Below are 25627 nucleotides of genomic sequence, written 5' to 3' on the forward strand. Positions count from 1 at the left end.
AAGATGTTCACTCCCCGTACTCCCGCCCGGCGGCGCATCACCGCCATCACCTCCCTGGCCGCAGCCGCGGCCCTCGCCCTTTCCGGCTGTGCCGGCGGGGAAGACGATGCGGGCACCGGCAACACCGCCGACGCCACCGTCACCTTCATCCCCAAGCAGCTGAACAACCCCTATACCGACGTCGTTCTGGGCGGCGGTGAAGTGGGGGCCACCGACGCCGGTTTTGCCGAAAGCAACGTTGTCGGGCCGCTGGAAGCGTCGGCCTCCAGCCAGGTCACCTTCATCAATGCCGAGACGCAGGCCGGAACCAATGCCATTGTCGTGGCCGCGAATGATCCCGATGCCGTCTGCTCGGCGCTGGGCGAGGCCCGCGAGGCCGGCGCCAAAATCGTCGCCTTTGACTCTGATACCAATCCGGACTGCCGGGACGTATTTATCAGCCAGGTAGTGGCCAAGGATGTCGCCCTCATCCAGACCGAGCTCATTGCCGAACAGATTGGCGGAGCCGGCAAGATCGCCATCCTGTCCGCCACAGCGAATGCCACAAACCAGAACGAGTGGATCAAGTACATGGAGGAAGAGCTGGCCACCAACCCCGAGTACGCCAACATAGAACTGGTGGCCAAGGTGTACGGAGATGATGATGACACCAAGTCCTTCCAGGAAGCGCAGGGCCTGATGCAGGCGCATCCGGACCTGAAAGGCATCATCTCCCCCACAACGGTGGGGATCGCAGCGACGGCCCGTTACCTGTCCACCTCCGATTACAAGGGCAAAGTGGCCTTGACCGGCCTCGGCCTGCCGAACGAAATGCGGTCCTTTATCAAGGACGGCACGGTGACCGAATTTGCCCTGTGGGATCCGGCACAGCTCGGGACGGTAGCCGCGTTCGCCGCCAAGGCCCTGGTGGACGGTTCCATCTCCGGAGAACCCGGCGACACCTTCACTGCCGGAGATCTGGGGGAGCGGAGCGTCGAGGACGGCGGCGTGGTCATCGTGGGTCCGCCTACGGTGTTCAACGCCGAGAACATCGACGACTACGACTTCTGATTCCGTGGCCCTGTCACCGGGCAGCTCCGAACTGGTTACTGCTGCCGTCCGCCACCGTGCACGGATTGGCCTGGTCTCCGGCGGGCTGGGCGCCTACTGGCCCCAGTTTCCCGGACTGCTGCCGCAGCTGAGGGAGTCCGCGGCCTACGTGGCGAAGCGGTTCGGGGATACGGGCAATGACGTAGTGGATGTCGGGTTTATCTCCGACACCCGGGAGGCGGACCAGGCAGCCGAGCGGCTGCGGCAGGCGGACTGCGACCTGATCGTCATTTTCCTGGCGACTTACCTGACCTCATCGATGGTCCTGCCCGTCGCGCAGCGAGCGGGAACCCCGGTCCTGGTGATTGACCTGCAGCCCACCGAAGCGATGGACCATGCCAGGACCGGCACCGGTGAATGGTTGGCTTACTGCGGGCAGTGCCCGGTGCCTGAAGTGGCGAACGTCTTCCGGCGGGCAGACATCCCCTTTCGCTCAGTCTCGGGACACCTCCGGCAGGAGAGCGCCTGGGACCGCATCGGTACCTGGGTCCGGGCGGCAGCCGTTCGCGGACGCCTGCGTACTGCCCGGCACGGACTCATGGGGCACCTGTATCCGGGAATGCTGGACGTCGCCACGGACCTGACCACCGTCAGCACCACCTTCGGCTCGCATGTGGAAGTGCTGGAGTTTGATGACCTGCGCGAACGTGTCAATGCGGTCACCGGACACGAAACCGCGGACCGGGTGGCGCAGGTGCGGGAAATCTTTGAACTCGACCGCTCCGTCAACAGTCCGGATCTGGAGTGGGGCGCCCGGGTCTCTGTCGGCCTGGACCGCCTGATTGACGATTTTGCGCTCGATTCCCTCGCCTACTACCACCGGGGGCTGGCCGGAGAACTGCATGAGCGGCTGGGTGCCGGCATGATCCTGGGCGCCTCCCTGCTCACCGCACGGGGCATCCCCATGGCCGGAGAGTATGAGCTGCGCACTTCAGTAGCCATGCTCGCTGCCCAGGCGCTGGGCGCGGGCGGCTCCTTCACCGAAATCCAGGCGCTGAACTTTTTCGACAACGTGGTGGAGATGGGCCATGACGGCCCGGCCCATCTGCAGGTGTCAGCCCGGCAGCCGCTCCTGCGCGGCCTGGGCGTTTACCACGGGAAGCGGGGGTGGGGAGTGGCGGTGGAGTTCGATGTCCGTCCGGGGCCGGTCACCACCTTTGGGATCGGCCAGGACCGGGACGGCAGCTACGTCTTTGTCACCTCGGAGGGAACCGTCGCCGAGGGCCCGCTGCTGCAGATCGGGAACACGACGTCGCGCGTGGATTTCGGCGGTGATCCCGGCGTGTGGGTGGACCGCTGGGCCGCTACCGGCGTCGGGCACCACTGGGCGTTGTGCCTTGGCCGCCGGCGGGAAGAACTGGCCGCCGCGGCATCCCTGCTGGGTCTGGAGCACCGGCACGTCGAGCTCTGAGACACTGGTCCACACACAGCACAGTGATGGCCGCCGCGTTTTCCACCTTGGTCAGAACCGCCCGGAGCTGCCCGCGCCCGAGAAGCTGCCGCCCGAACTGCCGTAGCCGGTGGAGGAACTCTGCGCCGAGGAGCGGGCCTGTTCCACGCTGCTGGTCCCGTGCTGGATTCCGGAGTTGAAGCTGCCCGCCGTGTAGTAGAAGTACGCCGGAAAGGCAGTGTCCACGATGCCGGGCCGGTAGTCCCGCTGCCGGCGCCGGGGCTGCGCCGCCTTGTCCAGCTCCTCCTGCATGAGCTCGCGCTCTGCGCCGGACTTCGTCTGGGCGGCAATCACCGTTTTGGCGTGGTTCTTGAGCAGGTCCGAGAGCTCGCTGCGGTTGGCCTTGATGAGGTCCAGCGCCTGCTCCGGGGTGATCCGGTCCTCCGAGAGCCCGGTGGAAGCATCAGCGAGCTGGTCACGGGCCTGCTGCCGGAAGGCGCGCAGCGCCTGGGCGGTGGCGGAGTCCTTCCCGACGGCGTCCCTGCCCTCGAGCTGTTCGTCGAGCCGGTCCAGATCCTCATAGAGCGGGCCGGCCTGCCGGTCCCAGGCCCGCTCCCAGCCCGCAGCCTTGTTCAGCAGGGCGTTGGTGTCGGCAATGACGTCGTCGAGCCCGTCCAGTTCCATGGCGGCGTCGGCGTACTTTTCCACCGTGGCGGTGCCGGCCTTGTTTTTCAGGTCCTTGTCGGAGAGGGCGTGCGCAGCGTTGTTCAGCTCAGTGGCGGTGTTGTAGCGGGTCATGAAGGTCCGGTACTCCTCCAGCACGCGGGCGCCGTAAGGGGAGGACGCCGGGATGGTGTTGGCGTTTACCTCCGTGGCGTCCAGATCGCGGGTCACGCTGGAATAGCTGGCATCCGCCTCGGCCAGCAGCTTCCGGTTTTTGGCCTGCCGGTTCCGGCGCACCGCCACGTAGGTGATGACCGAGCCCAGGGCGCCAAGCACGGCCACGACGGCGACGACGATGGTCGCGGGGGAGAGGTACCAGGGGCGGTTGATCAGCTTGGCGGCCTCCTCGACGGCGCTAATGGTGCCTTCGGTCCAGTTGGCTTCGGCGAAGAGTTCCTCGGTCTTGTCCCGGATGTCCTCCTGCTGATCCAGGGAAATCTTCCGGTCCTCGCCGTAGTACGTTCCGGTCCAGCGCCCTGCGGGGTCAAGGGCGAAAATGAACAGCCCGTCGGCCCACTTCTGGCCGTCTTCGCTCAGCCATTCGGGGTGCTCGTCCCGGGCGAAACGCAGTACTTCCGCGTTGAGGACCTTGCCGTCCTCGTTGTTTTCGGGACCGTTGTAGGTGTAGACAGCCACCGTCGTCGGTTCCCGGAACTCGATGTCCTCCAGCGCGGGCAGGAGCGTATTGGCGTCCAGCACGCCGGCAGTGTCCTCCACGATGACCTCATCCGGGGTCACGGCGGACGCAGCCGCTGCACCTCCCGTCAGGGTGATGAGGCTCAGCAGTAATGCGGTCAGTGCCCGGCGCATGGTTCTCCCCGTGTCGGTGGCAGATTCAGGCATGAGCCTAGCGCGGATCCCTGTCCGGAGCAGCAGGTCCGCCGATCCCGGCACGGAAGGTGCTGGTCCCGGGCGTCTTTTGTCGACACACAGCCTGCAGGAAGACCAGCGTTTCGGTCAGCGTCTGCTGTGCTTCTTCGCGGTTCAGATGGAATTGATACTCATGCGGCAGCGCCGGGCGGTGGCCGGCGGGCCAGAACCCGGTCCGGACTTCGGACCCCAGAGCGGACAGGCGGGCCGTCAGGGGAACGGACTGGGAAGCCGTCAGGCTGTCCCCGTTGCCGCCGGTGACAAAGGCCGGCGGAAAGTCCGCGGTGACATGTTCGAGCACCGAGATCTGCTCACCGGCCGGCGTGGCTGACCAGTTGCGGCTGCCGGTATAGGCCCACAGCGCGGTCTTGAATCCCCACCCGAGGATTCCGCGCAGCCCGGCCAGGGCCTGCAGGTCGTACACGCCGCTGTGCAGGACCACACCGCGCAGATCAGCGGGATCCAGCGGGGGAGGCAGGCGGGTTAGCCGGGCATAGTCCGGGTTGGTGGCCAGCACGGCCAGCTGAGCGGCCAGCTGCGCGCCCGCGGAATCACCGGCCAGGATAATCCGGTGCGGGTCCAGGCCCAAGGCGCCGGCCCGCTCCCGGAGGAATGCGACGGCGGCGCCCGCCTCCCGGACAGCCGAGGGGTAGGTTCCGCGCGGCGAAACGGTGTAGTCCACGCCGGCAGCGGCGAAGCCCCGGGAGGCCAGAATCCGCAGGTAGGGCTCGACGTCGCGCCGGCTGCCGGACAGCCAGGCTCCGCCGTGGATCCACACCACCAGCGGTACCGGCGTTTCGGCGTCCGCCGGGAGGAAGACATCCAGCCCCTTGTATCCGCCTCTGCCGTCCGGGCACCGCAGCCCGCGGTGCTCAGCTACCCCGGCCACCGGCACGTGCGGGCGCATGAGGGCGGACATCTGCCGGGCACCGCGGTAGAACACCGCGCGGATCATCAGGGCGGCGGGCCAGGGGCTGAGGCGGAAGCCGGCGGCTGCAGCTGCCACGGCTGCGGCTACGGCTGCCAGGAAGGGGAGGAGGCGCATGAGCCCACAATAGGGCGGTCGGGGAAACTCCGCATGCACAGTCCGGCCGGTGCGCCTACGGGAGCATCCACCCCAGAACCGGCGTGGACTGCAGGAAGACGATGACGCACAGGATCAGCAGCAGTCCCACGCTGCAGCCGAGGACCTTGCGGAACAGGACTGACTCCTGCCCGCTCATGTTGACGGCGGCAGCACCGATGGCCAGGTTCTGCGGGCTGATCAGCTTACCCATAACCCCGCCGCCGGTATTGGCGGCGACCATCAGCTTCGGATCAATGCCGGCCTGCGCGCCGGCTGTTTCCTGGAGCTTCGCGAAGAGGGCGTTGGCGGAGGTATCCGAGCCGGTCACTGCGGTGCCGATCCAGCCCAGGACCGGGGACAGGAACGCGAAGAAGGCACCGGTGCCGGCAAGCCACGTGCCGATGGACACCGTCTGCCCGGAGAAGTTCATGACGTAGGCCAGCGCCAGCACGGCCAGGATGGTCAGGGCCGCCGAACGCATCCGGACCGCTGTACGCCCAATTTCGGTGACCGCCGTGCGCACGGTCAGCGGATACCTTCCCCCGTCGTTAAACCGCGAGTAGACCACCGCCACGATCAGTCCGCTGATCAGCAGCAGGGTTCCGGGGCTGATCAGCCATTCGAAGTTGTAGACCGTGGAGGACTGCCGCTGCCCGCTGCCGTCCAGCAGGGCGTCGTGGAGCACGGGCCAGGGAATCTTGATGTTGGTCCGGGCCAGGGCCTCGGGAATATCCACGCCCCAGCTCCACAGGTTCACCACGCCGAAGACGGCAATCACCAAGACGTAGGGAAACAGGGCCATCCAGGCGCGGCCGGGGGTGAGCCGGTCCGCTGCCGTGTCGGTTGTGGCGGTGCCGATGTCGGAGGACCCCGCCCCGGCCGGCGTCCAGCCCGACGCGCGGGCAGCAGCGAGCTCCGCGTTCATCCGGGTGCCGGCTTCCTGTCCGTTTCGCGGATGCCAGACGCGGAGGAAACCCACCGCGGCAACCATCGCGACCAGGGAGGCGACGATGTCGGTGAGTTCATAGGAAAAGTAGTTTGAGCAGAGGAACTGGGCAATGGAGAAGACGACGCCGGTGACGAGGGCCACCGGCCAGCAGTCCCGCACACCCCGGGCGCCGTCCAGGATGAACAGCAGCACCAGCGGAATGAAGAAGGCCAGCAGCGGAGTTTGCCGCCCCACCACCGAGGCGATTTCCTCTCCGGTGTAGTTGGTCAGGTTGGCTGCGGTGGTGATCGGAATGGCGAGGGCACCGAACGCGACCGGGGCGGTGTTCGCCACCAGCACCGCCGCGGCCGCGCGCACCGGTGCGATGCCCAGGGCCAGCAGCATGGTCACCGTGATGGCGACCGGCGCCCCGAAGCCCGCCAGGGCCTCGAGCAGGCCGCCGAAACAGAAGGCCACGAGAATGGCCTGGACACGCAGATCTCCGCCACCAACGGCGTCGAAGACTCGGCGCAGGTCCTCAAACCGGCCGCTGAGCACCGTGACCTGGTACAGCCAGACGGCCATCACGATGATCCAGACAACGGGAAACAGGCCGAAGGCCGCGCCCTGCGTGGCGGACAAAAGGGCCAGCCCGACAGGCATGCCGAATCCCAGGACGGCGATCACCAGAGCTGAGAGCAGCGCCCACGCCCCGGCTACATACGCCTTGGTCTTGGCGAAGGCCAGCAGCAGGAAGAACACGAGCAGGGGGACGAGGGCGAGCAGCGCGGACAGCGTCAGGCTGTTGGCCACGGCATCGGTTGTGGGGGTGAACGTTTCCATGGTTTCCCTCCGGGTCGCGCCGGGCGGCGGCACACTCGTCCACGACTCAGCGTAGGACGGCCCTTCGGCCCCGGCGGGTAGTACCGGGGAAATACCCGCCGTAACCTGTGCGGCCTTGACGGGGAGGGAAGTCAGAGGGGGTCGGAATACCAGCCCCGGGCAAGGTGGACGTCAATGTAGTTGCCGCGGTCGACGTCGAGATCCTCGCGCCGGATCAGTCCGGCGGCCAGCGCCGTGTGCTGGGAACCGATGTTGTCCACCGTGGTGTAGGCAATGACGGGCAGTCCCGGAAGCAGCGTATCCGCCAGCCGCACAGCTTCCCTGGCACCCTCCGTCGCGTAACCCCGGCCCCAGACCTCGGGGATATACCGGTAGTAGAGATTCAGCGCGGGACGGGACTGCACGAGACGGTGTGACAGCCCGGTGAAACCGATCAGCGTCCGGGGATCCTCCCGGGTGGACACGGCCCAGACACCAAAGCCGTGCCGGTACCAGTGCAGCCCGATTTCATGGAAGATCCGCGCCGTGGACGCCCGGGTAACAGTGCCCGGAGCGGGATGGTGAACATTGGTCCGCGGGTCGGTATGCAGGTCCAGGGCCGCTGCTTCATCGGTTCCCTCGGGGCGGCGGAGGATCAGCCGGTCGGTGTGGACCGGCGTCCAATCGGCTACATCCTGTGCTGGCATGGATCAACTTTAAGGCAGGAACGGCAACCGGCATACCGGGACCGGCTCTACCCGGCTTCGGTTGCCGATTCCGCGTCTGCCCGGCGCTCGCGGTGGTGCCGCACGTAGCCCGCTGCCGCCACCGCAATGGAAAGCGCGGCGGAAATGGCCAGGCCCAGCCACAGCCCGACCTTCAGCGCCGCGGCCCCGGCGACGGCGCCGGCCAGGATCAGTGCGACGGCCAGTGCCCGCCGCTGCCAGAACTGGCTGTCGCCCCCGGCCAGCTTTGAATCGGAAGCCAGTCCGGTGATCGTCGAGGTCACCACCACGGTGGTGATCTCCGCGACTTTCAGCCGTTTGGCGGTGGCGGCCTGGACACCCATTACCGCGGCCATGGACGAGGTGGTGATGCTGCCCAGGATTTCGTTGCCCTGGACATCGGCCACCGCCACAAAGACTGCCAGCGCCGTCAGTCCGCCGGCCACCACGATCAAGGCGATGGAAGTTCGCCAGGACCAGCCCGCGGGACTCTTGCGCAGCATCCTCCCCGCCAGGGCGGCACCGAGCATGAAGAAGATCAGCGCAAGCGTGGGCCGCAGGATCGGGAGGTCCGCACCCCCGGCGAAGGCCATGCCCAGCAGCACGACGTTACCCGTCATGTTTCCGGTGAACACCCGGTCCAGCCCGAGGTAGCCAACGGCGTCCACCACACCGGTGGAGAAGGTCAGCGCCAGCATCAACCACAGATGGACCCGATCGGTGGGCACCGCATTCAATCGCTTCTTCACGGACAGGCTCCTCGTATTGCTTAACGCATGTGAAGTAGGTAACTGTATACGAAGCATTGGGCGCAGCGTCGATCGTATTCAAACCGGTTGAAGGCCCCGCTCCTCACTGACAGGAAGACCCGCACCGTGACCTACACTGCACCCGATTCCTTCACCACCCGTCCCACACTGCAGGGCACGTTCGGCATGAGCGCGTCCACGCACTGGCTGGCCACGGCCTCTTCCCAGGCGGTCCTCGAACGCGGCGGCAACGCCTTCGACGCCGCGGTGGCCGCAGGCTTCGTGCTGCATGTGGTGGAACCGCACCTGAACGGGCCGGGCGGAGACATGACCGGAGTCTTCGTCACCGCCGCGAACCCGTCCGAGCCGGTCGTGCTCATGGGCCAGGGGGCCGCTCCGGCGGCGGCGACGCCGGAGCATTACCGCTCCGAGGGCCTGGAGCTGGTGCCCGGTGCCGGCGCCCTGGCCGCGGCAGTGCCCGCCGCCGTCGACGCCTGGCTGCTGCTGCTGCGCGACCACGGCACGTGGGAGCTGGCCGACGTGCTGGCCTTCGCCGTCGGCTACGCCCGCAACGGGCATCCCATGGTGGGGCGGGTGGGGACCACGATCGCCTCCGTGGCCGAACTGTTCACGGAACACTGGCCCACGTCCGCCGCACAGTGGATGCCGGGCGGGCGGATTCCTGCGGACGGGGAACTCATCCGCAATGAGGCCTACGCGGCGGTCCTGGACCGGCTGGCGGCAGCCGGATCTCCGGAGGCAACCCGCGAAGAGCGCATCGACGCCGCCCGCCGCGAGTGGCGCGAGGGATTCGTGGCCCGGGCAGCTGTGGAGTTCCTGTCCGTTCCGCACCGGCATTCCTCCGGGGCCGACCACGCCGGGATCATGACGCTGGCGGACTTCGCCGCCGGCAGCGCCGCCTATGAACCCGCTCTGACCTACGAATTCCGCGGACACACCATCGCCAAAACCGGACCGTGGGGGCAGGGGCCCGCCCTCCTGCAGACCCTGGCGATCCTTGCCGGCTTCGGCGACGAATATCTGGACCCTTCCACCGAGCTCGGCGCGCACACCATCCTGGAAGCTCAGAAACTGGCAATTGCCGACCGTGAGGCGTACTACGGCGACGCCGACGTCCCCATGGAGTACCTACTCAGCGAGGAGTATGCGGCGCAGCGCCGGGCGTTGATCACGGACCGGGCCTCGCATGACTTCCGTCCCGGGAAGGTGCCCGGACACACCCCGTTCCTGCCGCCGCTGCGCACCGAGTATGTTGCGCCGGCCCTGGCCGGCCAAACAGCGTTCGCCGGCGTGGGTGAACCCACCGTCATGCCCACGGGGGAGACCCGGGGGGACACCTGCCACGTGGATGTCGTGGACCAATGGGGGAACATGATCTCCGCAACGCCCTCCGGCGGCTGGCTGCAGTCCTCGCCGACCATTCCGGAGCTGGGGTTCTGCCTGGGCTCGCGGCTGCAGATGACGTGGCTGGAAGACGGCGCCCCGTCCACCCTCACCGCAGGCAAACGGCCGCGGACCACCCTCACGCCCACGCTGGTCCTCAAGGACGGCAAGCCGGTGACGGCACTGGGATCACCCGGCGGAGACCAGCAGGACCAGTGGCAGCTGCTGTATCTGCTGCGCACGCTCGTCGGCGGGTATTCGCCGCAGCAGGCGGTGGACGCACCGGCCCTGCACACCACTTCCATCCCCGGCTCCTTCTACCCGCGCACCTGGACTCCCGGCGGCGCCGTGGTGGAAGACCGGCTCGGAGATGACGTCATCGAGGGGCTGGAGCGCCGCGGGCACGTAGTCACCCGGGCGGGGGACTGGGCGCTGGGACGGCTGTCCTCGGTGGTCAGCGACCCCGAAACCGGCCTGTTGAAGGCCGCCGCCAATCCACGGGGAGCGCAGGGATATGCAGCAGGACGCTAAGCGGCATACTGAGCGGCAAGCTGAAGCAGCAGCCGGCGGCGCGCTTCCCAAGGAGCGGATCGAGGACGAAATCCGGCGGGACATCATCTTTGGTGTCCTGGCCCCGGGGCTGCGGATCACCGAGGCGGCGCTGGCGCGGAAGTACGGCAGTTCCCGGGTTCCGGTCCGGGAAGCGCTGCGGACGCTGGAAGTCGAAGGCTTCGTCGAGTCCCGGCCCTATGCCGGGTCCACCGTGTCCAACATTCCGGCGGAGGAGGCCGACGACCTCTTTGCTGTGCGGACAGTTGTCGAAACAGCCACGGCGCGCCGTGCCGCCGAGCGCGCGGCCCGGCAGCTTTCCGCCGGAGCCCCCGACGGCGAGTGGTGGACCTTCAGGGGCAGGATCGCCGAGATCCTCGCCGCCGGCGACCAGGCTGTAGCCGAGGGGAACCTGGAAAAACTGCCCGAACTCAATGTCAGGTTCCACCTTGCGGTGGCGGACCTGGCTGACAGCCGCTCGCTGACGGCACTGCTGCGCCAGCTGGCAGGCAAAATCGAGTGGCTGTACGCGGCCGACGTCGACAACCGCGGCAAGGACTCCTGGAGCGAGCACCGGCCCATTATGGCTGCCATTGATTCCGGCGACGCGGAGCGGGCCCAGGACCTGATGTCCGCCCACGTCACCCAGTCCCGCGCCGGCTACCTGAGCAGGTTCAGCCCGGCCGCCCCCGCGGACTAACCGCGGTCGCCCTCAGCACCGCACGGCGGGAGGTTAGGCCGCGGCGGCAGCCGAACCGCCGCGGGCAATCCGCCGCCGCTGCCAGAGAGTCCAGGCCAGCCAGATGCCCCAGACCACCAGCAGCACCACGGCGCCGGCGACGGCGGTGGACCAGTCCAGCGGCCCGGTCCGCCCGGCGATAACCAGGAACCCCCACCAGGACACGGCGGCAACGGCCAGCAGATTCACCAGTGGTGCCAGGACGGCTGCCCCGCTGCGCGTCCGCAGCGCGGTCACCACCACATCAGCGGCCATGAGGACTGCCACTGCGCACACGGTGCCGGCGGCGAAGGCTGCGACTTCGGGGGACACCTCGCGGTTGGCGAACCACAGGATCAGGAGCATCACGGCGGCGGCCAGCGCCAGCGCCTGGAGAACCGCAGCCAGCAGGTTCAGTCCGCGCAGCGGGCGGTCGCTGTCCCTGCGTTTGCCCGGGATGAATCCCCAGGCGCTCCGCCGATAGTAGGCCGAGGCCAAATTGGCAAAGAGCAGCAGCGAACCGGCGGCAATAAACGGAACGACAAAGCTGTTGGTCAGGACCCACATGAGGGCCGCGGCCGCGGCAAACACCTGGGGCGAGCCCAAGATGCCGAGCACCCACGAAATGATGAACGGCCTCCGGGCCGGCTCAATATCCAGGGGATGGACGAGGTAGTGGGTTTGGGCGTCCGGCAGCGAGACGCGCTCATTGATCGATTTCACGGGACCTCCAGGGAACAGTGTCCAGGTGCGGGCCGCGCAGGCCACCCCGGGCGATTTCGTATATTTTCTGCCGGGACACGCCCAGCTCCTCAGCGACGGTGACCGCACTGAAATCCTCCAGCAGATGGGCTGCTGCCAGGGAGCGGACGCCCGAAGCCCTGCGGCCGAGCTGCGCCGCCAGGGCTCCAACTTCGGCCGCCAGAAGGGCGACGGCGAGGGTGCCGCCAAAGGGAGCCGGCCAGTCCGGTTCGCCGGCGGCAGCGGCCGCGTACAGGCGGTCTCCGCCGTCGGCCAGCACTGACTGAACCTGCGCCGCAGACAAGCCGGCGGCTTCAAAACGGGCGGCAGCGGCGGCGCGTTCCTCCTGCGGCCGGTGGGACAGGGTGCTGTCCCAAGCGGCTGTGTTCGGAGCGGATACCGCGCTGTCATCCCGGGGGTGACTGATCATGGTTTCGAGTGTGCGCGCCGGAGCGGCGTCTGTAAACCCCCTGATGACAAATCCTTCTCCCGGCTTTTTCTCCCGGTGGCCGCGGGCTCCCGGAGGCACCCGTTCCCATGCCCGAAGCCCGCGCCTACCATTGCTAGGAAGGGGGATCCTCCAACCGTGAGCGAGGCTCAAGCCATGGCCAACATCACCACCAGACCGGTTACCAAGCTGGGAATTGTCGGGGCGGGAAGCGTGGGAACGTCGCTTGCCTATGCCGCCATTGTCAGGGACGCGGCGCGGGAAATCGCCATCTACGACATAGACGCCGTACGCGCCGAGGCCGAGGGCCTGGACCTGGCGCACGGCACGCAGTTCACCGGCGCGAACACGGTGACCGGCGGCGGGAACATCGAGGCGCTCGCCGGGTCGGACGTCATTGTCATCACGGCGGGAGCCAGGCAGAAACCGGGACAAACGCGCCTGGAGCTGGCCGGGGTCAACGTGGACATCATCTCGAAGCTCATGACGCAGCTGATGGAGCAGGCTCCGGACGCCGTCTATATCGTGGTGACAAACCCCTGCGACGTGCTGACCGTGGCCGCCCAAAAGGTCTCCGGGCTGCCGCGGAACCGGATCTTTTCGTCCGGGACGGTTTTGGACACCTCCCGCCTGAGGCTCCTGCTGGCCCGGGAAGCGCACGTGCTGATGACCAGCGTGCACGCCACCATCATCGGCGAGCACGGTGACTCCGAGTTCCCGGTCTGGTCCAACGCCTCGATTGGTCCGGTCCCGATCCGGGACTGGAAGATCAGCGGCCGGCAGCTCTTTACCCAGGAGTACCTCGACGCGGTGACCGACGACGTCGTCAACGCGGCCTACCGGGTGATCGAGGGCAAGGGCGCCACCAACTATGCCATCGGCCTGGCCGGGGTCCGGATTGTGGAAGCGGTGATGCAGGCGGAAAACGCCGTGCTGCCGGTGTCGGCCTCGCTGCAGGGGGAATACGGCATCAGCGGCGTGGCGCTGTCACTGCCGTCGATCGTCGGGATCAACGGGGTCTACGAAATGCTGGAAATGCCGCTGGACGAGGCCGAAACCAAGAAGCTGCAGGACTCCGCCGAGACCCTGCAGGACACCCTGGCAAAGCTTGGCGTTTAAGCGGGAGCCATGACCTGCGCTGTGGCGGCCTTGATGCAGATGGCCTTAACGCAGATGGCCTTAACGCAGATGACGGCGGGAAACTCCCGGAATCCGGGTGTTTCCCGCCGTCGTGCCTTGGCGAAAGGCGGGCGCGGAACTAGGCGCGGACGGGCTCTGCCGGTGCGGCGCCGTCCTTGGAAATTCGCACGGCGTCGTCGAATTCGGCGTCGATCTCAGCGGACGGCTTGTAGGTGAACCGGCTGACCACCACGGTGAGCAGCAGGTTAATGAGGAAGCCCGGAATGATCTCGTAGACATCGCCCAGGATGCCCGGCATCTCGAAGGTGCCCCAGAGGAAGGCAACGGCCGCACCGGCAATCATGCCGGTGAGTGCGCCGGCCGTCGTGAGACGGCGCCAGTAAAGCGCGAGCAGGATGGTGGGGCCGAAGGCAGCTCCGAACCCGGCCCAGGCAAAGCCGACCAGATCCAGGATCGAGGCATTGCGGTCCAGGGCAATCAGGATGGAAATCACCGACACCAGCAGCACGCCCATGCGGCCGAGCATCACCATGGAGCGCGGGGAGGCATCGCGCTTGAGCGCGATCTTGTACAGGTCCTCCACCAGCGCCGAAGAGGTCACGATCAGCTGCGAGGAAATGGTGCTCATGACGGCGGCCAGCACGGCGGCCAGGACAAAGCCTGCCACCAGAGGATGGAAGAAGATCTGCGCCAGCTCCAGGAACACGGCCTCGGGATCGCTGAGCGTGAGGTTGTTCTGCTGGAAGTACGCGGCGCCGATCAGGGCGGTCATGACGGCGCCCACCACGGTCAGGAGCATCCAGCCCACGCCGATCCGCCGCCCCGCCTTGGCATCAGCGGGGGAGCGCAGGGCCATGAAGCGCACAATGATGTGCGGCTGGCCGAAGTAGCCTAAGCCCCAGGCGAGGGCGGAAATGATGCCGACGACGGTGCCGCCGGCGATCGGATCCAGCATGTCCGGGTTGATTTCGCGCAGCGAATCGGTCATGCCGCCGAACCCGCCCACCTGGGACAGGCCGACCAGCGGCACCATGATCAGTGCGGCCAGCATCATCAGGCCCTGCACGACGTCGGTGTAGCTGGCGGCGAGGAAACCGCCGAAGAGGGTGTAGGCAATGGTTACGCCGGCCACGATCAGCATGCCCAGCAGGTAACTGGAGCCGAAGGAGCTCTCGAAGAACACGCCGCCGGCCACCATCCCGGAGGAGACGTAGAAGGTGAAGAAGACCAGGATGATCAGGCCCGAAACTACGCGCAGCACCCGGGAGCGGTCCTTGAGCCGGTTCTCCAGGAAGCTCGGCACCGTGATGGAGTTGTTCGACACCAGGGTGTAGGAACGCAGCCGCGGGGCCACGAACTTCCAGTTCAGCCACGCGCCGGCGGTGAGCCCGACGGCGATCCAGCCCTCCACCAGCCCTGAGACATAGATGGCTCCCGGCAGTCCCATCAGCAGCCAGCCGGACATGTCGGATGCGCCGGCACTCAGTGCTGCCACTCCCGGTTTCAGGTCCCGCCCGGCCAGCATGTAGTCGTCGAGGTCGGTGGTGCGACGGTAGGCCCACCAGCCAATCGCCAGCATGGCGAGCATGTAGATCGCCATGGCGATCAGCTTGTATGTCTGGTCAGTCATTGTTTGTCTTAGCCGTTCACTCTGGTTACGTATCGCGGTCCGGCCCGAAGGCCCGTCCAAGTATGCCAAGGGTCACACCGCGCGGGAAATCGAGGGCCGGCCGCGTTGTGCCCGTGCTGCCCCGGGCAGGCGGGATTCCCTGCGGCCGGCCGAAGAACCGGGGAAGGGGATCCCGGAACCGGCGCCGCACGGTCACACTGGACAGGAGGCGTCCGCTGACGGGAGGGCAGCACCATGAATGATCCGGTATCTCCGCAGGGCTCCGACAACGAGCTGCTGATGGTCCGGGACTTCCCGGTTCCGCAGCAGGCGGTCTACGACGCCTGGGTCGACCTGTCCCATGCCACGGACTGGTGGGGGCCTGAAGGCTTCATCGTTCCGGCGGACCGCGTGAGCATCGATGACAGGGTGGGCGGGACCTACCGTGCCTGCATGGTCAACACGATTACCGGTGACGAGCTGTGGTGGGGAGGTGTCCTCCGCGAGCTCGATCCGCCGAACCGGCTTGCCATGACCCAGGAATGGCAGGCACCGGACGGAAGTGCGGCCAGCGCCGAAACTCTGATGACCGTGGACCTGGCACCGCACGAAGACGGGACGCGCATGACGTTCCGGCAGGGGCCGTTCTCCGACCGCCGGGAGATTGACGGCCATCAGTCGGGATGGAACTCCTCCTTCGACCGGCTGTCGCGTTACCTGGCGCGGCACCGCGGCCACTGACCGCCCGGCTCCCGTCGTCGCCGTCGCCGTCGCCGCCGTCGCCGTCGCCGCCGTCGCCGTCGCCGTCGCCGCCGTCGCCGTCGCCGCCGTCGCCGTCGCCGTCGTCCGCAGTGTGGCCCGTCACCTGCCGGGCGTGAAATAAGGCAGCGGCCTTTGCGGTTGCACCTAACTAACGTGTCCGGGCAGCAGCCGGGGCACCCGTGCAACGAAAGGCCGAAATTTCCATGACTGTCCCGCTTTCGATCCTCGATCTGGCCATCATCGACGAGGGCGAAACCGCGCGCGATTCCTTCGCGTCCAGCCTGGCCCTGGCGCAGCACGCCGAGAAGCTGGGCTACACCCGGATCTGGTACGCCGAGCACCACAACATGCCAACCATCGCCTCGTCGGCCACCAGCGTGCTGGTCGGCTACATCGCCGCCAACACGCAGAGCATCCGACTTGGTGCCGGCGGAGTCATGCTCCCGAACCACGCGCCGCTGACCATCGCCGAGCAGTTCGGAACGCTGGAAACCCTCTTCCCCGGACGGATTGACCTGGGCCTGGGACGGGCGCCCGGCAGCGACCAGAAAACCATGCGCGCCCTGCGCCGCGATCCCATGTCCTCCGACAGCTTCCCGCAGGACGTGCAGGAACTGCAGGGCTACCTGACCGGCAACACCCTGATCTCCGGCATCGACGCCACTCCGGGCAAGGGCACCAACGTGCCGCTGTACATCCTGGGCTCCTCGCTGTTCGGAGCCAAGCTGGCCGCTGCCCTGGGGCTGCCCTACTCCTTCGCCTCGCATTTCGCTCCGCAGGCACTGCAGGACGCCGTAGCCATTTACCGCCGCGACTTCCAGCCCTCCGAGCAGCTGGCGGAGCCCTACGTCATTGCCGGCGTGAACGTCATCGCTGCGGACACCACGGAGGAAGCGCGGCAGATGTTCGAAGACGGACAGCGCCGCCGCGTGACCCAGCTCTTCGGCCGGGACCGCACCTTCACCCCGGAGGAAGCAGACCTCATCCTGGAGTCCCCGGGCGGCCAGCAGGTCAAGCAGATGGGGCGCTACTCGGCGGTGGGCACCCCCGCAGAGGTCCGCGACTACCTGGACTGGTTCGCCACCCATGCCGACGCCGACGAGCTGATCGTCGCCACCCAGACGCCGACCCTCGAATCACGGCTTCACTCCTTCGAGCTGCTGGCCGGCGTGACGGAGCTGGCCCGGGCATAAGCGCACAGCCGGGGGCCGGGAGGTTGCCGGCGCCAGCTGTACTGAGACACGTGCTCCGCCGGTCCCGCTGGCCGGGACCGGCGCGTACGTGCTCCTCCTTCCTGTGCCTAAGTAGCCCCTACAACGGCTAAAAGAAGGAGCTCGGCGATGAGCGCGCAAAAAGCTGCAGGACCGGTGGATGTCCGCGGGGCGGACCCGGCGGACTATGAGACGGACGTCCTAGTGATCGGCTTCGGCTGCGCCGGGGCCGCAGCCGCGCTGGAAGCCCGCGCCGCCGGCGCCGACGTGATTCTTCTGGAGCGGGCCGGAGGGGGAGGCGGTTCGTCGGCCCATTCCGGCGGCGAGATTTATCTGGGCGGCGGCACGCCCATCCAGCAGGCCTGCGGGTTCACCGATACCGCCGAGGACATGGAGGCCTATCTGCTGGCGGCGCTGGGTCCGCACGCTGATGCCGAAAAGATCCGCGTCTATTGCCAGGGCAGCCCGGAACACTACGAGTGGCTGAGCAGCTGCGGCGTCCCGTTCAAGCCCTCGCTGTGGGACAGCCCGTCCTGGGTGCCGCCCACCGACGACGGACTGATGTGGCTGGGTGAAAACGCCATGCCGTTTGCCGGCCTCGCCAAGCCTGCACCGCGCGGCCACCGGGTTACCTCGGAAGGCTACGGCGGCAAAGTGCTGATGAAGGTACTGTCCGGGGCCGTGGAGAAAGCCGGCATCCGGGTCCATACCGATACCTACGCCGGGCAGCTGCTCCTCGACGGCGGTACGGTGGCCGGTGCCGTCGCCACCCGCTTCGGGAAGACCGTGACCTACCGCGCCCGGCGCGGCGTCATCCTCACCACTGGCGGCTTTGCCGACAACGCCGAGATGGTGGCCCTGCATGCCCCGCGGCTCACGGGGCTGGGGGTAACGAGCGACGGCGGAGACGACGGACACGGAATCCGCATGGCCCAGGCGCTGGGCGCCGGCACTGCCCGGATGTCCTCCGCCCAGGTGGGAATCACCCTGATCCCGGGGCTGGCGGTCCGCGGCATGCTGGTCAACGCCGTGGGGCAGCGGTTCATCAATGAAGACCAGTACCCCGGGCTGCTCGGACAGGCCGCCCTGTTCAAGCAGGACCTGGCCGTCTGGGTCATCCTCGACGAGAAGGCCTACGAGGAAGTTCCGGAAGAGGAGCGCTGGGGCGTGGTTCCGCATTTCGCGGCTGAAACCATCGAAGAACTCGAACAGGAAGTGGGCATGCCGGAGGGGTCCCTGGCGGAGACCGTACGCGCGTACAACCGGCATGCGGCAGCGGGGGAGGACCCGTACTTCGCCAAAAACAAGCGGTGGCTGCGGCCCCTGGAAGCACCGTTCGCCGCCATCGATGTCAGCCGCGGCATGAGTGCTCCTGAGTCGGGTTCCACCGGCGGGGGCGGTGCAAGCGTCTTCACGCTCGGCGGACTGCGAACCGGACTGGACGGCGAAGTCCTGGACGTCTCCGGGGCACCGGTTCCCGGGCTTTATGCCGCCGGCCGCGCCACCGCCGGGATCTACGGGCAGGGGTATATCAGCGGCACGTCCCTGGGCGAAGGCACGTTCTTTGGCCGGCGTGCCGGTGCGGCCGCCGCCGCAGTGGCGGGGCGGTAAGTGCGGGAGCGGTAAGTGCCGGGGCGGTAAGAGCGGGAGCTTGTGCTAGAAACGAACCATGAATGAAACCCCTCAGGTCATCCGGTGCTCCGTCGGCATGCGCTGGGGTGACATGGACGCCTACGGGCACGTGAACAACGTGGAAATCCTGCGGATTCTCGAGGAAGCCCGGATCCATGCCTTTGGCCCTCCCGGCGGAACCGGCGGGCCCGGGCGCGAGCCCGCCGTCGCACTTTTCAACAACGTGCCCGAGGGAACCCAGGCGCTGGTGGCGGAGCACCGGGTGAAGTACCTTTCGCCCCTGACCTACCGCAACATCCCGGCGGAGATCGACGTCTGGATCAGCGCCCTCAAAGCAGCGAGCCTGACCATCGCCTACGTCATCAGCGATCCGGTGACGGCACAGATCTGTGCCAAGGCGGAAACCACGCTCGCCTTCGTTGAGGCCGAAACCGGCCGGCTGCTGCGGATCGCCCCGGAGCAGAAAGCCCTGATGCTGCCCTATCTCGGGGACTCCGTGTTCGGACCGGTATCGGTGGCCGGGACCGCGGCGGGCGGGCGCGCGCCGGCTGTGTAAGGATGTACTGGCCGAAACCGATCAGGTTTCGAACCGGAAAACATTTGGGTGGGTAGTGGCGCAGCGCAAGACGGACCGGAAAAACCGGCAGGGCGAACAGACCCGTGAACGAATCCTTGAAGAGACCATGCGCCTTGCCGCCCGCCACGGCTACGAGGGAACCAGAATCTCCATGGTCCGGAAAGCCACCGGCCTGTCCGCCAGCTCCATCTACTGGCACTTCTCGGACAAGGAACAGCTCATTGCGGCGGCCCTGGAACGGGCCATCGGCGCCCACCTGCAGGTCATTCCCACGTGGCCGGAGTTTGCTTCGGGCGAAGACCGGAGTGCTGACCTGTACGGGCAGATCTTTCAGTGGCCCCGTGAAGACTTTTGGCGTTTCGGGCTGCAGCTGGCGGTGGTTCGGCCGCCTCAGGAGGCACCGGCCAGGGACCGCTTCCTTCAGATCCGGAGGGAGAGCATCGATTGGCTGGCCCGCTGGTGGAAACCCAGCCTCCCCGAGCTCATGGAGCAGCGGGGCGCCGGATCGCTGCTGCTGGGCACCCTCACCCTGGCGGTTCGGGACAGCTATTTCCTCCGGCGGCATGCCGGGTGGAACTTCGATGAAAACCGCATCGTCTGGATGCTGGCGCTGTCCCTGGATGCGATGGCGGACCGCCTGGGCGAACTGGCTGCAGACAGTGAGATTGTCATTGAACGCGAACCTCCGCAGCCCGCGGAGCGCCCCGCCGCTGAGAACGGGCGGCAGGCCTTCCTGCAGGCAGCTGAAGAAGTGATCGCCGAATACGGGTACGACGGCGTCACGGTGGCACGGGTCTGCGAACGCGCGGCACTGCCGGCCAGCTCCCTGTACTGGTTCTTCAAAGACAAGGACGAGCTGGTGGCCGAAGTGGTGGCCGGCGCCTCACAGAAGTGGGAAGCGGTCCGGCCGGTTCTGGCCAGCCGGCCGGGACGGGGAAACGCAGATTGGATTGCGCCGCTTCGCGTCCAGCTCCGCGATGTCCTCGCGGGAACCTCTGCCGGAAGCGGAATCCTGCGCCTGGGCCTGCTGCTGCTGCTTCGGGACGGCAGCCGGGCCTCCGTCGGTGCCGGGCAGCTGGAGACTGTCATGGCCAACATGCAGGCTATGACAACGGAATGGTTCGCCACGGTCCTGCCGGAGGAGGCAAGCGAAGAACAGCGCAGCGAGCTGGCTGAGTGTCTTTCCGAGTGCCTCTTCCGGTTCCTGGAAGGCATGCTGCTCAGCAGGCAGATCGACGCTCACACCTGGGATCCGGGACTGCTGGCCGACATGCTGGCCGTCGGTCTGCACCGGGCGGCGGTCCAGTTCCTGGGAGGATCGGAACCTCCTGCTAGGAACTGAACCTCCTGCCGGGAACTGAACCTCCTGCCGGGAGTTGAAACTCAGGCGTCGGCTACCGCTCCGATCGCCTGCGCTGCGGCCAACAGGTCCTGCGCCAGCGCCTGGATCCGGGATGCCTCGGCGTTGCGCGGCAGATTGGCGATCCGCAGCACCAACCGCACCTTCCCGACGGCATCGAACACCGGCGCGAGCAGGGAATCGACGTCGTACGTCTGTCCCTCCTCCAGCTGCACGGGAGCGTAGCTGTTGGAGGTGCGGGAGATGATCTCGCGGATCTCGCGTTCCTGGGCCGGCGTGTAGGTGCCCGCGGAATACTCGCGGAGGGCCTCGAAAACCTGCTCGTCCCGGTAACCGCCGCGCATGGTGATGGACCAGCCGCGCCGGCGCACTGCTTCCAGCCGCGCCCGGTACTCGTCCGGGGTGCACTCGTCGCTGGGCAGGGCACGGGACAGCCAGCGGTCAATGGTCTTCGGGTCTTCCCAGGCAAGGCACAGTTCACCCATGGGAGGCATCAGCGGAATGCGTTCACCGAGGCGTTCCTCCTGATCCGCTGCCGTGCCGGCGGCAGCGACTATGACCGCCAGCTGGTCGCTGATGACGGCCATGGCCGTGCACTCGGCCCCCAGATCGGCAGCCAGCCGCTCCATCTCGGTCCGGCCCCGCTCCGCCAGCCGGACGCCGGCAATCAGGTCAGCGTCGAAGGGGGCGCTCAGCGACATGGGGGCAAAGCGTCCGTATCCGCCCTGGAAAAACAGCAGCGGCGCCACCGGACTGCACACCTGCAGCTCATGGACCGCTCCCAGCACGATGTAGTGGTCGCCGGCGTCGTTGATCGAGTCGAACGTGCAGTCAATGTACGCCACCACCCCGTCCAGCACCGGTGCGCCGAGCGGTGAGGACTGCCAGGACAAGCCCTCGAACTTGTCCGCGGACTTGCCCGCAAAGCGGCGGCACAGGTCCTCCTGGTCCGCGGCCAGCACATTGACGCAGAAGGAACCGGCGGTGCGGAGCTTACTGAAGGTCTGCGAGGCAACGGTGGGCAGGAACGCCACCAGCGGCGGATCCAGCGACACGGAGGTGAATGACCCCACGATCATGCCCACCGGTTCACCGTCCGCGGTAATGCCCGTAATCAGCACCACGCCGGTGGGGAAGTGGCCCAGGACGTTGCGGAAAGCCATCGGATCGCTCGTGAGGGGCCGCTGTTGCTCCATGCTGATTTCGGTCATTGTGGTTCCTTTCGAAAGCGGTTGGACGGGTTACTTCTGAGCCAGCAGGTCCAGGGCCACGTCAACGATCATGTCCTCCTGGCCGCCCACCATGCGCCGCTTGCCCAGCTCCATCAGGATGTCCGTGGTGGGGATGCCGTAGCGGGTGCTGGCTGTTTCCGCGTGCCGCAGGAAGCTGGAGTACACCCCGGCGTAGCCCAGCGAGAGCGTTTCCCGGTCCACCCGGACCGGGCGGTCCTGCAGCGGACGCACCAGGTCGTCAGCGGCGTCCATCAGTGCCGGCAGGTTGCAGCCGTGGTCAAGCCCGAACTTGTCTGCTGCGGCAATGAATGCCTCCAGCGGAGCATTTCCGGCTCCGGCTCCCATGCCGGCCAGCGAGGCGTCCACCCGGTTAGCGCCGTGTTCCACGGCGGTGAGGGAGTTTGCCACCGACAGCGAGAGGTTCTCATGGGCGTGGATGCCAATTTCGGTGGCCGGGTCCAGCACCTGCCGGAAGGCGTCAATCCGTTCGGCGACGCCGGGCATGGTCAGGGCTCCGCCGGAGTCAACAACGTACACGCAGGTGGCGCCGTAGCTCTCCATCAGTTTGGCCTGCTTGGCGAGTTCGGCGGGCGGACTCATGTGGGACATCATCAGAAAGCCCACGGTGTCCATGCCCAGGTTCCGGGCGGCACCGATGTGCTGCGCGGAGACGTCCGCCTCGGTGCAGTGGGTGGCCACGCGCACCACCGAGGCTCCGGCGCTGTTGGCGTCCTTGAGGTGGTGGATGGTGGCGATGCCGGGAAGTGCCAGCGTGGCCACCTTGGCCTGCTTGACGGCGCCGGCAACCGCGGAGATCCACTCCAGGTCGGTGTGGGCGCCGAACCCGTACACGCAGGAGGAGCCGTTGATCCCGTCGCCGTGGGCAACCTCGATGGAAGCAACGCCGGCGGCGTCCAGTGCGGTGGCGATGGCTACGGCCTGGTCCACCGTGTACTGGTGCCGAATGGCATGCATGCCGTCACGCAGGGTGACGTCGGAGATGTAGAGCCTGCTCATGGTTATGCCTCCTGCATCGCCGCGGCGATGTGTTGTTCTTGGACTCCGCCGCGTTCAGCCCAGCGCTCGGCAACGGCCATGGCGGCGGAGGTCATGATGTCCAGGTTGCCCGCATAGGCGGGCAGGTAATGCGCGGCGCCGGTGACTTCCAGCATCACCGTGACCCGGGTGCCGGTGAAGCGGCCGGTGCCCGGAATGTGCAGGGCGTTCTCCGGGCCGAAGGTTTCAAACTGCACTTCCTGCTTGAGCTTGTAGCCGGGAACGTATTCCTGCACCCGGGCTGCCATCGCCTCGACCGATGCCGCGATGGCGGCATGGTCCGTTTCGCCGTCCACCAGGCAGTAGACCGTGTTCCGCATCATCATCGGCGGTTCGGCGGGGTTCATGATGATGATGGCCTTGCCTTCGGCCGCACCGCCCACCTCAACCAGGGCGCGGGACGTGGTCTCGGTGAACTCGTCGATATTGGCCCGGGTGCCCGGGCCGGCGGAACGGGACGCAACGGAGGAGACAATTTCGGCGTAGCGCACCGGAGCCACCTGCGAGACGGCAGCCACCATGGGAACCGTGGCCTGCCCGCCGCAGGTGACCATGTTCAGGTTGGCGTCGTCCAGATGGTCCTCAAGGTTCACCACGGGAACGCAGTAGGGCCCGACGGCGGCCGGCGTCAGGTCCAGCACGCGGACGCCGGTGTCCTTCAGCAGGTCCCAGTTGGCGAGGTGGGCGGAAGCGCTGGTGGCATCGAAAACCACCTTGATGTCCTTGAAGTTCGGCAGTTCAAGCAGGCCCTGGATGCCGTCCGCTGTGGTGGGAACGCCCATGCTGGCCGCGCGCCGGAGGCCGTCGGACTCCGGGTCGATGCCCACCATGGCACCCATTTGCAGCCGCTTGGCCCCGCGCAGCACCTTGATCATCAGGTCGGTTCCGATGTTGCCGGAGCCGATGATGGCCACCGGCCAGAGTTCGTTGGTTCCCACTACTTCTCCTCATGTTTGATGCGGACCTGTCCAAGTCCCTGGATGTTCACTGCGGCGTTGGCTCCGGGCGGGAAGGCGACCATGGGGCCGAGGGCTCCGGTCATCAGGATTTCGCCGGCCTTCAGCGGCCGTTCCAGCTCGGCCATGCGCCTCACCAGCCAGAGCGCGGCCCGGTACGGGTGGCCGAGGCAGGCGGCGCCCGAGCCCACTGATTCCACCGTGCCGTTGACTTCCATGACCATGCCGGCGGCCGCCAGATCGATCGACGACGGCGCCACGGGTCGGGTGCCGGTGATGATCCGGCCGCTGGAAGCGTTGTCGGCAATGGTGTCCAGGATGGAAATGTCCCAGTTGGTGATCCGTGAACCGACAATTTCAATGGCCGGAAGCAGGTAGTCCACGGCGGCGATCAGCTCGGTGAGCGTGGTGTCCGGCTCGGGGAGGTCCTTTTTCAGGACGAGGGCAACCTCGGCTTCGATCCGCGGCTGCAGGACCGCCCCGGCAGCCAGCACGTCGCCGTCGGCCAGGCACATATCGGCGAAGAGGACACCGAAGTCCGGCTGGTCCACCCCCATCTGTGCCTGCACTGCCCGTGACGTCAGCCCGATCTTGCGGCCGGCAACGCGGCGGCCCTCGGCGATCCAGGCGTCCTCGTTGGTCCGCTGGACATCGTAGGCGGCACTGATGCCGCCGTCCGCGAGCAGCCCGCGGATCGGCTCGATCGGCGTTCCGTCCCGCTCGGCACGGCGCAGCCGGGCGGCCAATTCTGCAATGCCCGCCGGATGAGCAGGTGCAGTCTCGATGGTTGCAGTCATCTGTCCTCCCAAGTCAGCCTTCAGTATTGCGCCGGCGAGCTGTCATGCCCCGGGCAGTCCCGAAGAGCGGGATGGAGGAAGGGTGGCGCAAGTCCTGTAGCGATGTGTACAGTGAAGCTCTAAATGTGCGTTAGCTCACATAGTTTTTGTGGTCCATAGATGTGCCAAGGAGGTCCCAGCTAATGAATGTTCCCTGTTGCAGGTTCCCCCGGCGTTCCGCCGGGGTTGCTGTCAGGCGGTGCCGATGAGTGTTTCCCTGACTGCAGCCCCTGTTGCCTGGCCGCCGGCTCCCTCCGGACCGCCCCCTGCGATGGCGGCGCGGATGACGCTGATCATGGAGGTGTTCGATTCACGCTCCGTCCGGCTGCTGCTGGACGAAATAGCGTCCAGGACGCGCCTGCCCCGCTCCACCACGCATCGGATCCTGGACCAGCTGGTGCAGCTGGGCTGGCTGGAACACGCGCCCGACGGCTACGGCATGGGCTGGCGCTCGCTGCAGTTCGGCGGTTTGGACAACGGAAACAGCCGGATCCGGGCCGAGGCCGCGCCCCTGCTGCACGACCTGCAGATGCGGACCGGAATGGTGGTCCACCTGGCCGTCCTTAACGGCACCAGCATCCATTACCTGGACAAAGCCGGCGGCCGCTCGGCCACCTCGGTGCCGTCGCGGGTGGGCGGCAACGCTCCGGCCCATGCAACGGCACTGGGCAAGTCCATGCTGGCCTGGATCAACCCGGAACAGCTGGACGATATGTTCCGGCACGGACTGCCTGCCAACACCCCGCGGACCATCAGGGACATTCCCGCGCTGTACGCGGAGCTGAACCGGATCCGCCAGCGCGGCGGGTTGGCGTACGAATCCGGTGAAAGCTACGAGGGCATTTCCTGCGTGGCCGCGGCCATCCGCAGCCGGCGGGAGCCGGTGGCCGCCATCTCCCTGGTGGGCACCGTGAGGGATCCGATTGAACGGGTGGCTCCGCTGGTGCTGGATGCCGCACGCCGCGTATCGGCAGTACTGTTTCCCGGTGACCTGGCGCAGGAACGACGCACCGGTTCCTGAGCGCCTAAAAGCC

The 25627-nt window shown here is 67.2% G+C and carries 23 protein-coding genes; 11 read left to right on the forward strand and 12 right to left on the reverse strand.

The annotated features are described in order from the left end of the window. Positions 1-3 precede the first annotated feature (3 nt). Entirely contained in the window at positions 4-1050 is a 1047-nt protein-coding gene (gene rhaS, locus M1D40_RS03725) for a rhamnose ABC transporter substrate-binding protein (protein ID WP_461170266.1), read from the forward strand. A gap of 4 nt (positions 1051-1054) precedes the next feature. Next, complete coding sequence (locus M1D40_RS03730) at positions 1055-2500, forward strand: arabinose isomerase (RefSeq protein WP_461170267.1); 1446 nt, start codon at positions 1055-1057, stop codon at positions 2498-2500. A 51-nt stretch (positions 2501-2551) separates the two neighbouring features. Here M1D40_RS03730 and M1D40_RS03735 read toward each other — a convergent pair whose 3' ends face one another. From M1D40_RS03735 to M1D40_RS03755, 5 genes are all read right to left on the reverse strand, one after another. Next, positions 2552-4045, reverse strand: coding sequence for a DUF5129 domain-containing protein (locus M1D40_RS03735; protein WP_461170268.1), 1494 nt, complete (start codon positions 4043-4045; stop codon positions 2552-2554). Between the two features lie 4 nt (positions 4046-4049). Further along, positions 4050-5117, reverse strand: coding sequence for an alpha/beta hydrolase (locus tag M1D40_RS03740; RefSeq protein ID WP_461170269.1), 1068 nt, complete (start codon positions 5115-5117; stop codon positions 4050-4052). Between the two features lie 55 nt (positions 5118-5172). Next, complete coding sequence (locus M1D40_RS03745; protein ID WP_461170270.1) at positions 5173-6909, reverse strand: L-lactate permease; 1737 nt, start codon at positions 6907-6909, stop codon at positions 5173-5175. 131 nt (positions 6910-7040) lie between these two features. Then, entirely contained in the window at positions 7041-7595 is a 555-nt protein-coding gene (locus tag M1D40_RS03750) for a GNAT family N-acetyltransferase (protein WP_461170271.1), read from the reverse strand. 47 nt (positions 7596-7642) lie between these two features. Continuing rightward, a complete protein-coding gene (locus tag M1D40_RS03755) occupies positions 7643-8362 on the reverse strand; it encodes a YoaK family protein (RefSeq protein WP_341394189.1) in 720 nt (239 codons plus the stop codon). 186 nt (positions 8363-8548) lie between these two features. Here M1D40_RS03755 and M1D40_RS03760 point away from each other — a divergent pair, with 186 nt between their 5' ends. Both M1D40_RS03760 and M1D40_RS03765 read left to right on the forward strand, forming a co-directional pair. Then, complete coding sequence (locus tag M1D40_RS03760) at positions 8549-10297, forward strand: gamma-glutamyltransferase family protein (protein ID WP_461170995.1); 1749 nt, start codon at positions 8549-8551, stop codon at positions 10295-10297. After that, entirely contained in the window at positions 10281-11015 is a 735-nt protein-coding gene (locus M1D40_RS03765; RefSeq protein ID WP_461170272.1) for a GntR family transcriptional regulator, read from the forward strand. Before M1D40_RS03760 ends, M1D40_RS03765 begins: the two co-directional genes overlap by 17 nt. A 33-nt stretch (positions 11016-11048) precedes the next feature. Here the strand turns inward: M1D40_RS03765 and M1D40_RS03770 are convergent, their stop codons facing one another. Both M1D40_RS03770 and M1D40_RS03775 read right to left on the reverse strand, forming a co-directional pair. Beyond that, complete coding sequence (locus tag M1D40_RS03770) at positions 11049-11756, reverse strand: hypothetical protein (RefSeq protein ID WP_461170273.1); 708 nt, start codon at positions 11754-11756, stop codon at positions 11049-11051. Further along, positions 11740-12204 (reverse strand): hypothetical protein, encoded by a 465-nt coding sequence (locus M1D40_RS03775; protein WP_341394185.1) that lies wholly within the window; start codon positions 12202-12204, stop codon positions 11740-11742. The genes M1D40_RS03770 and M1D40_RS03775 overlap by 17 nt, the downstream gene beginning before the upstream one ends. Before the next feature lie 174 nt (positions 12205-12378). On the opposite strand from M1D40_RS03775, the gene M1D40_RS03780 reads away from it, so the two are divergent. After that, positions 12379-13341 carry an L-lactate dehydrogenase gene (locus tag M1D40_RS03780; protein WP_461170996.1) on the forward strand — a complete coding sequence of 321 codons (963 nt, stop codon included), beginning with the start codon at positions 12379-12381 and terminating at the stop codon, positions 13339-13341. Positions 13342-13480: 139 nt separating this feature from the next. On the opposite strand, the gene putP is transcribed toward M1D40_RS03780, so the two are convergent. After that, the gene (putP, locus tag M1D40_RS03785; RefSeq protein ID WP_341394184.1) at positions 13481-14992 is read right to left on the reverse strand and encodes a sodium/proline symporter PutP; all 1512 of its coding nucleotides are present in this window, start codon (positions 14990-14992) and stop codon (positions 13481-13483) included. Positions 14993-15226: 234 nt separating this feature from the next. Here putP and M1D40_RS03790 point away from each other — a divergent pair, with 234 nt between their 5' ends. The 5 genes from M1D40_RS03790 to M1D40_RS03810 all read left to right on the forward strand — a co-directional run bounded on the left by M1D40_RS03790 (position 15227) and on the right by M1D40_RS03810 (position 20495). Next, positions 15227-15712, forward strand: coding sequence for an SRPBCC family protein (locus M1D40_RS03790; protein WP_341394183.1), 486 nt, complete (start codon positions 15227-15229; stop codon positions 15710-15712). A 224-nt stretch (positions 15713-15936) separates the two neighbouring features. Next, complete coding sequence (locus tag M1D40_RS03795; protein ID WP_341394182.1) at positions 15937-16926, forward strand: LLM class flavin-dependent oxidoreductase; 990 nt, start codon at positions 15937-15939, stop codon at positions 16924-16926. A gap of 147 nt (positions 16927-17073) precedes the next feature. Next, positions 17074-18555: an FAD-dependent oxidoreductase gene (locus M1D40_RS03800; RefSeq protein ID WP_461170274.1), complete on the forward strand. Its 1482-nt coding sequence runs from the start codon at positions 17074-17076 to the stop codon at positions 18553-18555. A 58-nt stretch (positions 18556-18613) separates the two neighbouring features. After that, positions 18614-19132 carry an acyl-CoA thioesterase gene (locus M1D40_RS03805; protein WP_341394180.1) on the forward strand — a complete coding sequence of 173 codons (519 nt, stop codon included), beginning with the start codon at positions 18614-18616 and terminating at the stop codon, positions 19130-19132. A gap of 55 nt (positions 19133-19187) precedes the next feature. After that, positions 19188-20495, forward strand: a complete 1308-nt coding sequence (locus tag M1D40_RS03810; protein ID WP_461170275.1) for a TetR/AcrR family transcriptional regulator — start codon at positions 19188-19190, stop codon at positions 20493-20495. Between the two features lie 41 nt (positions 20496-20536). On the opposite strand, the gene M1D40_RS03815 is transcribed toward M1D40_RS03810, so the two are convergent. The 4 genes from M1D40_RS03815 to M1D40_RS03830 are packed head-to-tail and all read right to left on the reverse strand — an operon-like array spanning position 20537 to position 24554. Further along, positions 20537-21724, reverse strand: coding sequence for a flavin reductase (locus tag M1D40_RS03815; protein ID WP_461170276.1), 1188 nt, complete (start codon positions 21722-21724; stop codon positions 20537-20539). Positions 21725-21754: 30 nt separating this feature from the next. Continuing rightward, positions 21755-22762 carry a 4-hydroxy-2-oxovalerate aldolase gene (gene dmpG / locus M1D40_RS03820; protein ID WP_341394177.1) on the reverse strand — a complete coding sequence of 336 codons (1008 nt, stop codon included), beginning with the start codon at positions 22760-22762 and terminating at the stop codon, positions 21755-21757. A 2-nt stretch (positions 22763-22764) separates the two neighbouring features. Beyond that, on the reverse strand, positions 22765-23739 hold the full coding sequence (locus M1D40_RS03825; protein ID WP_461170277.1) for an acetaldehyde dehydrogenase (acetylating): 975 nt from the start codon (positions 23737-23739) through the stop codon (positions 22765-22767). Further along, positions 23739-24554 carry a 2-keto-4-pentenoate hydratase gene (locus M1D40_RS03830; protein ID WP_341394175.1) on the reverse strand — a complete coding sequence of 272 codons (816 nt, stop codon included), beginning with the start codon at positions 24552-24554 and terminating at the stop codon, positions 23739-23741. Before M1D40_RS03830 ends, M1D40_RS03825 begins: the two co-directional genes overlap by 1 nt. 244 nt (positions 24555-24798) lie before the next feature. On the opposite strand from M1D40_RS03830, the gene M1D40_RS03835 reads away from it, so the two are divergent. Further along, a complete protein-coding gene (locus M1D40_RS03835; RefSeq protein ID WP_341394174.1) occupies positions 24799-25614 on the forward strand; it encodes an IclR family transcriptional regulator in 816 nt (271 codons plus the stop codon). The last annotated feature ends 13 nt before the right edge of the window (positions 25615-25627 follow it).

This window comes from Arthrobacter sp. Z1-15 (assembly GCF_054792395.1).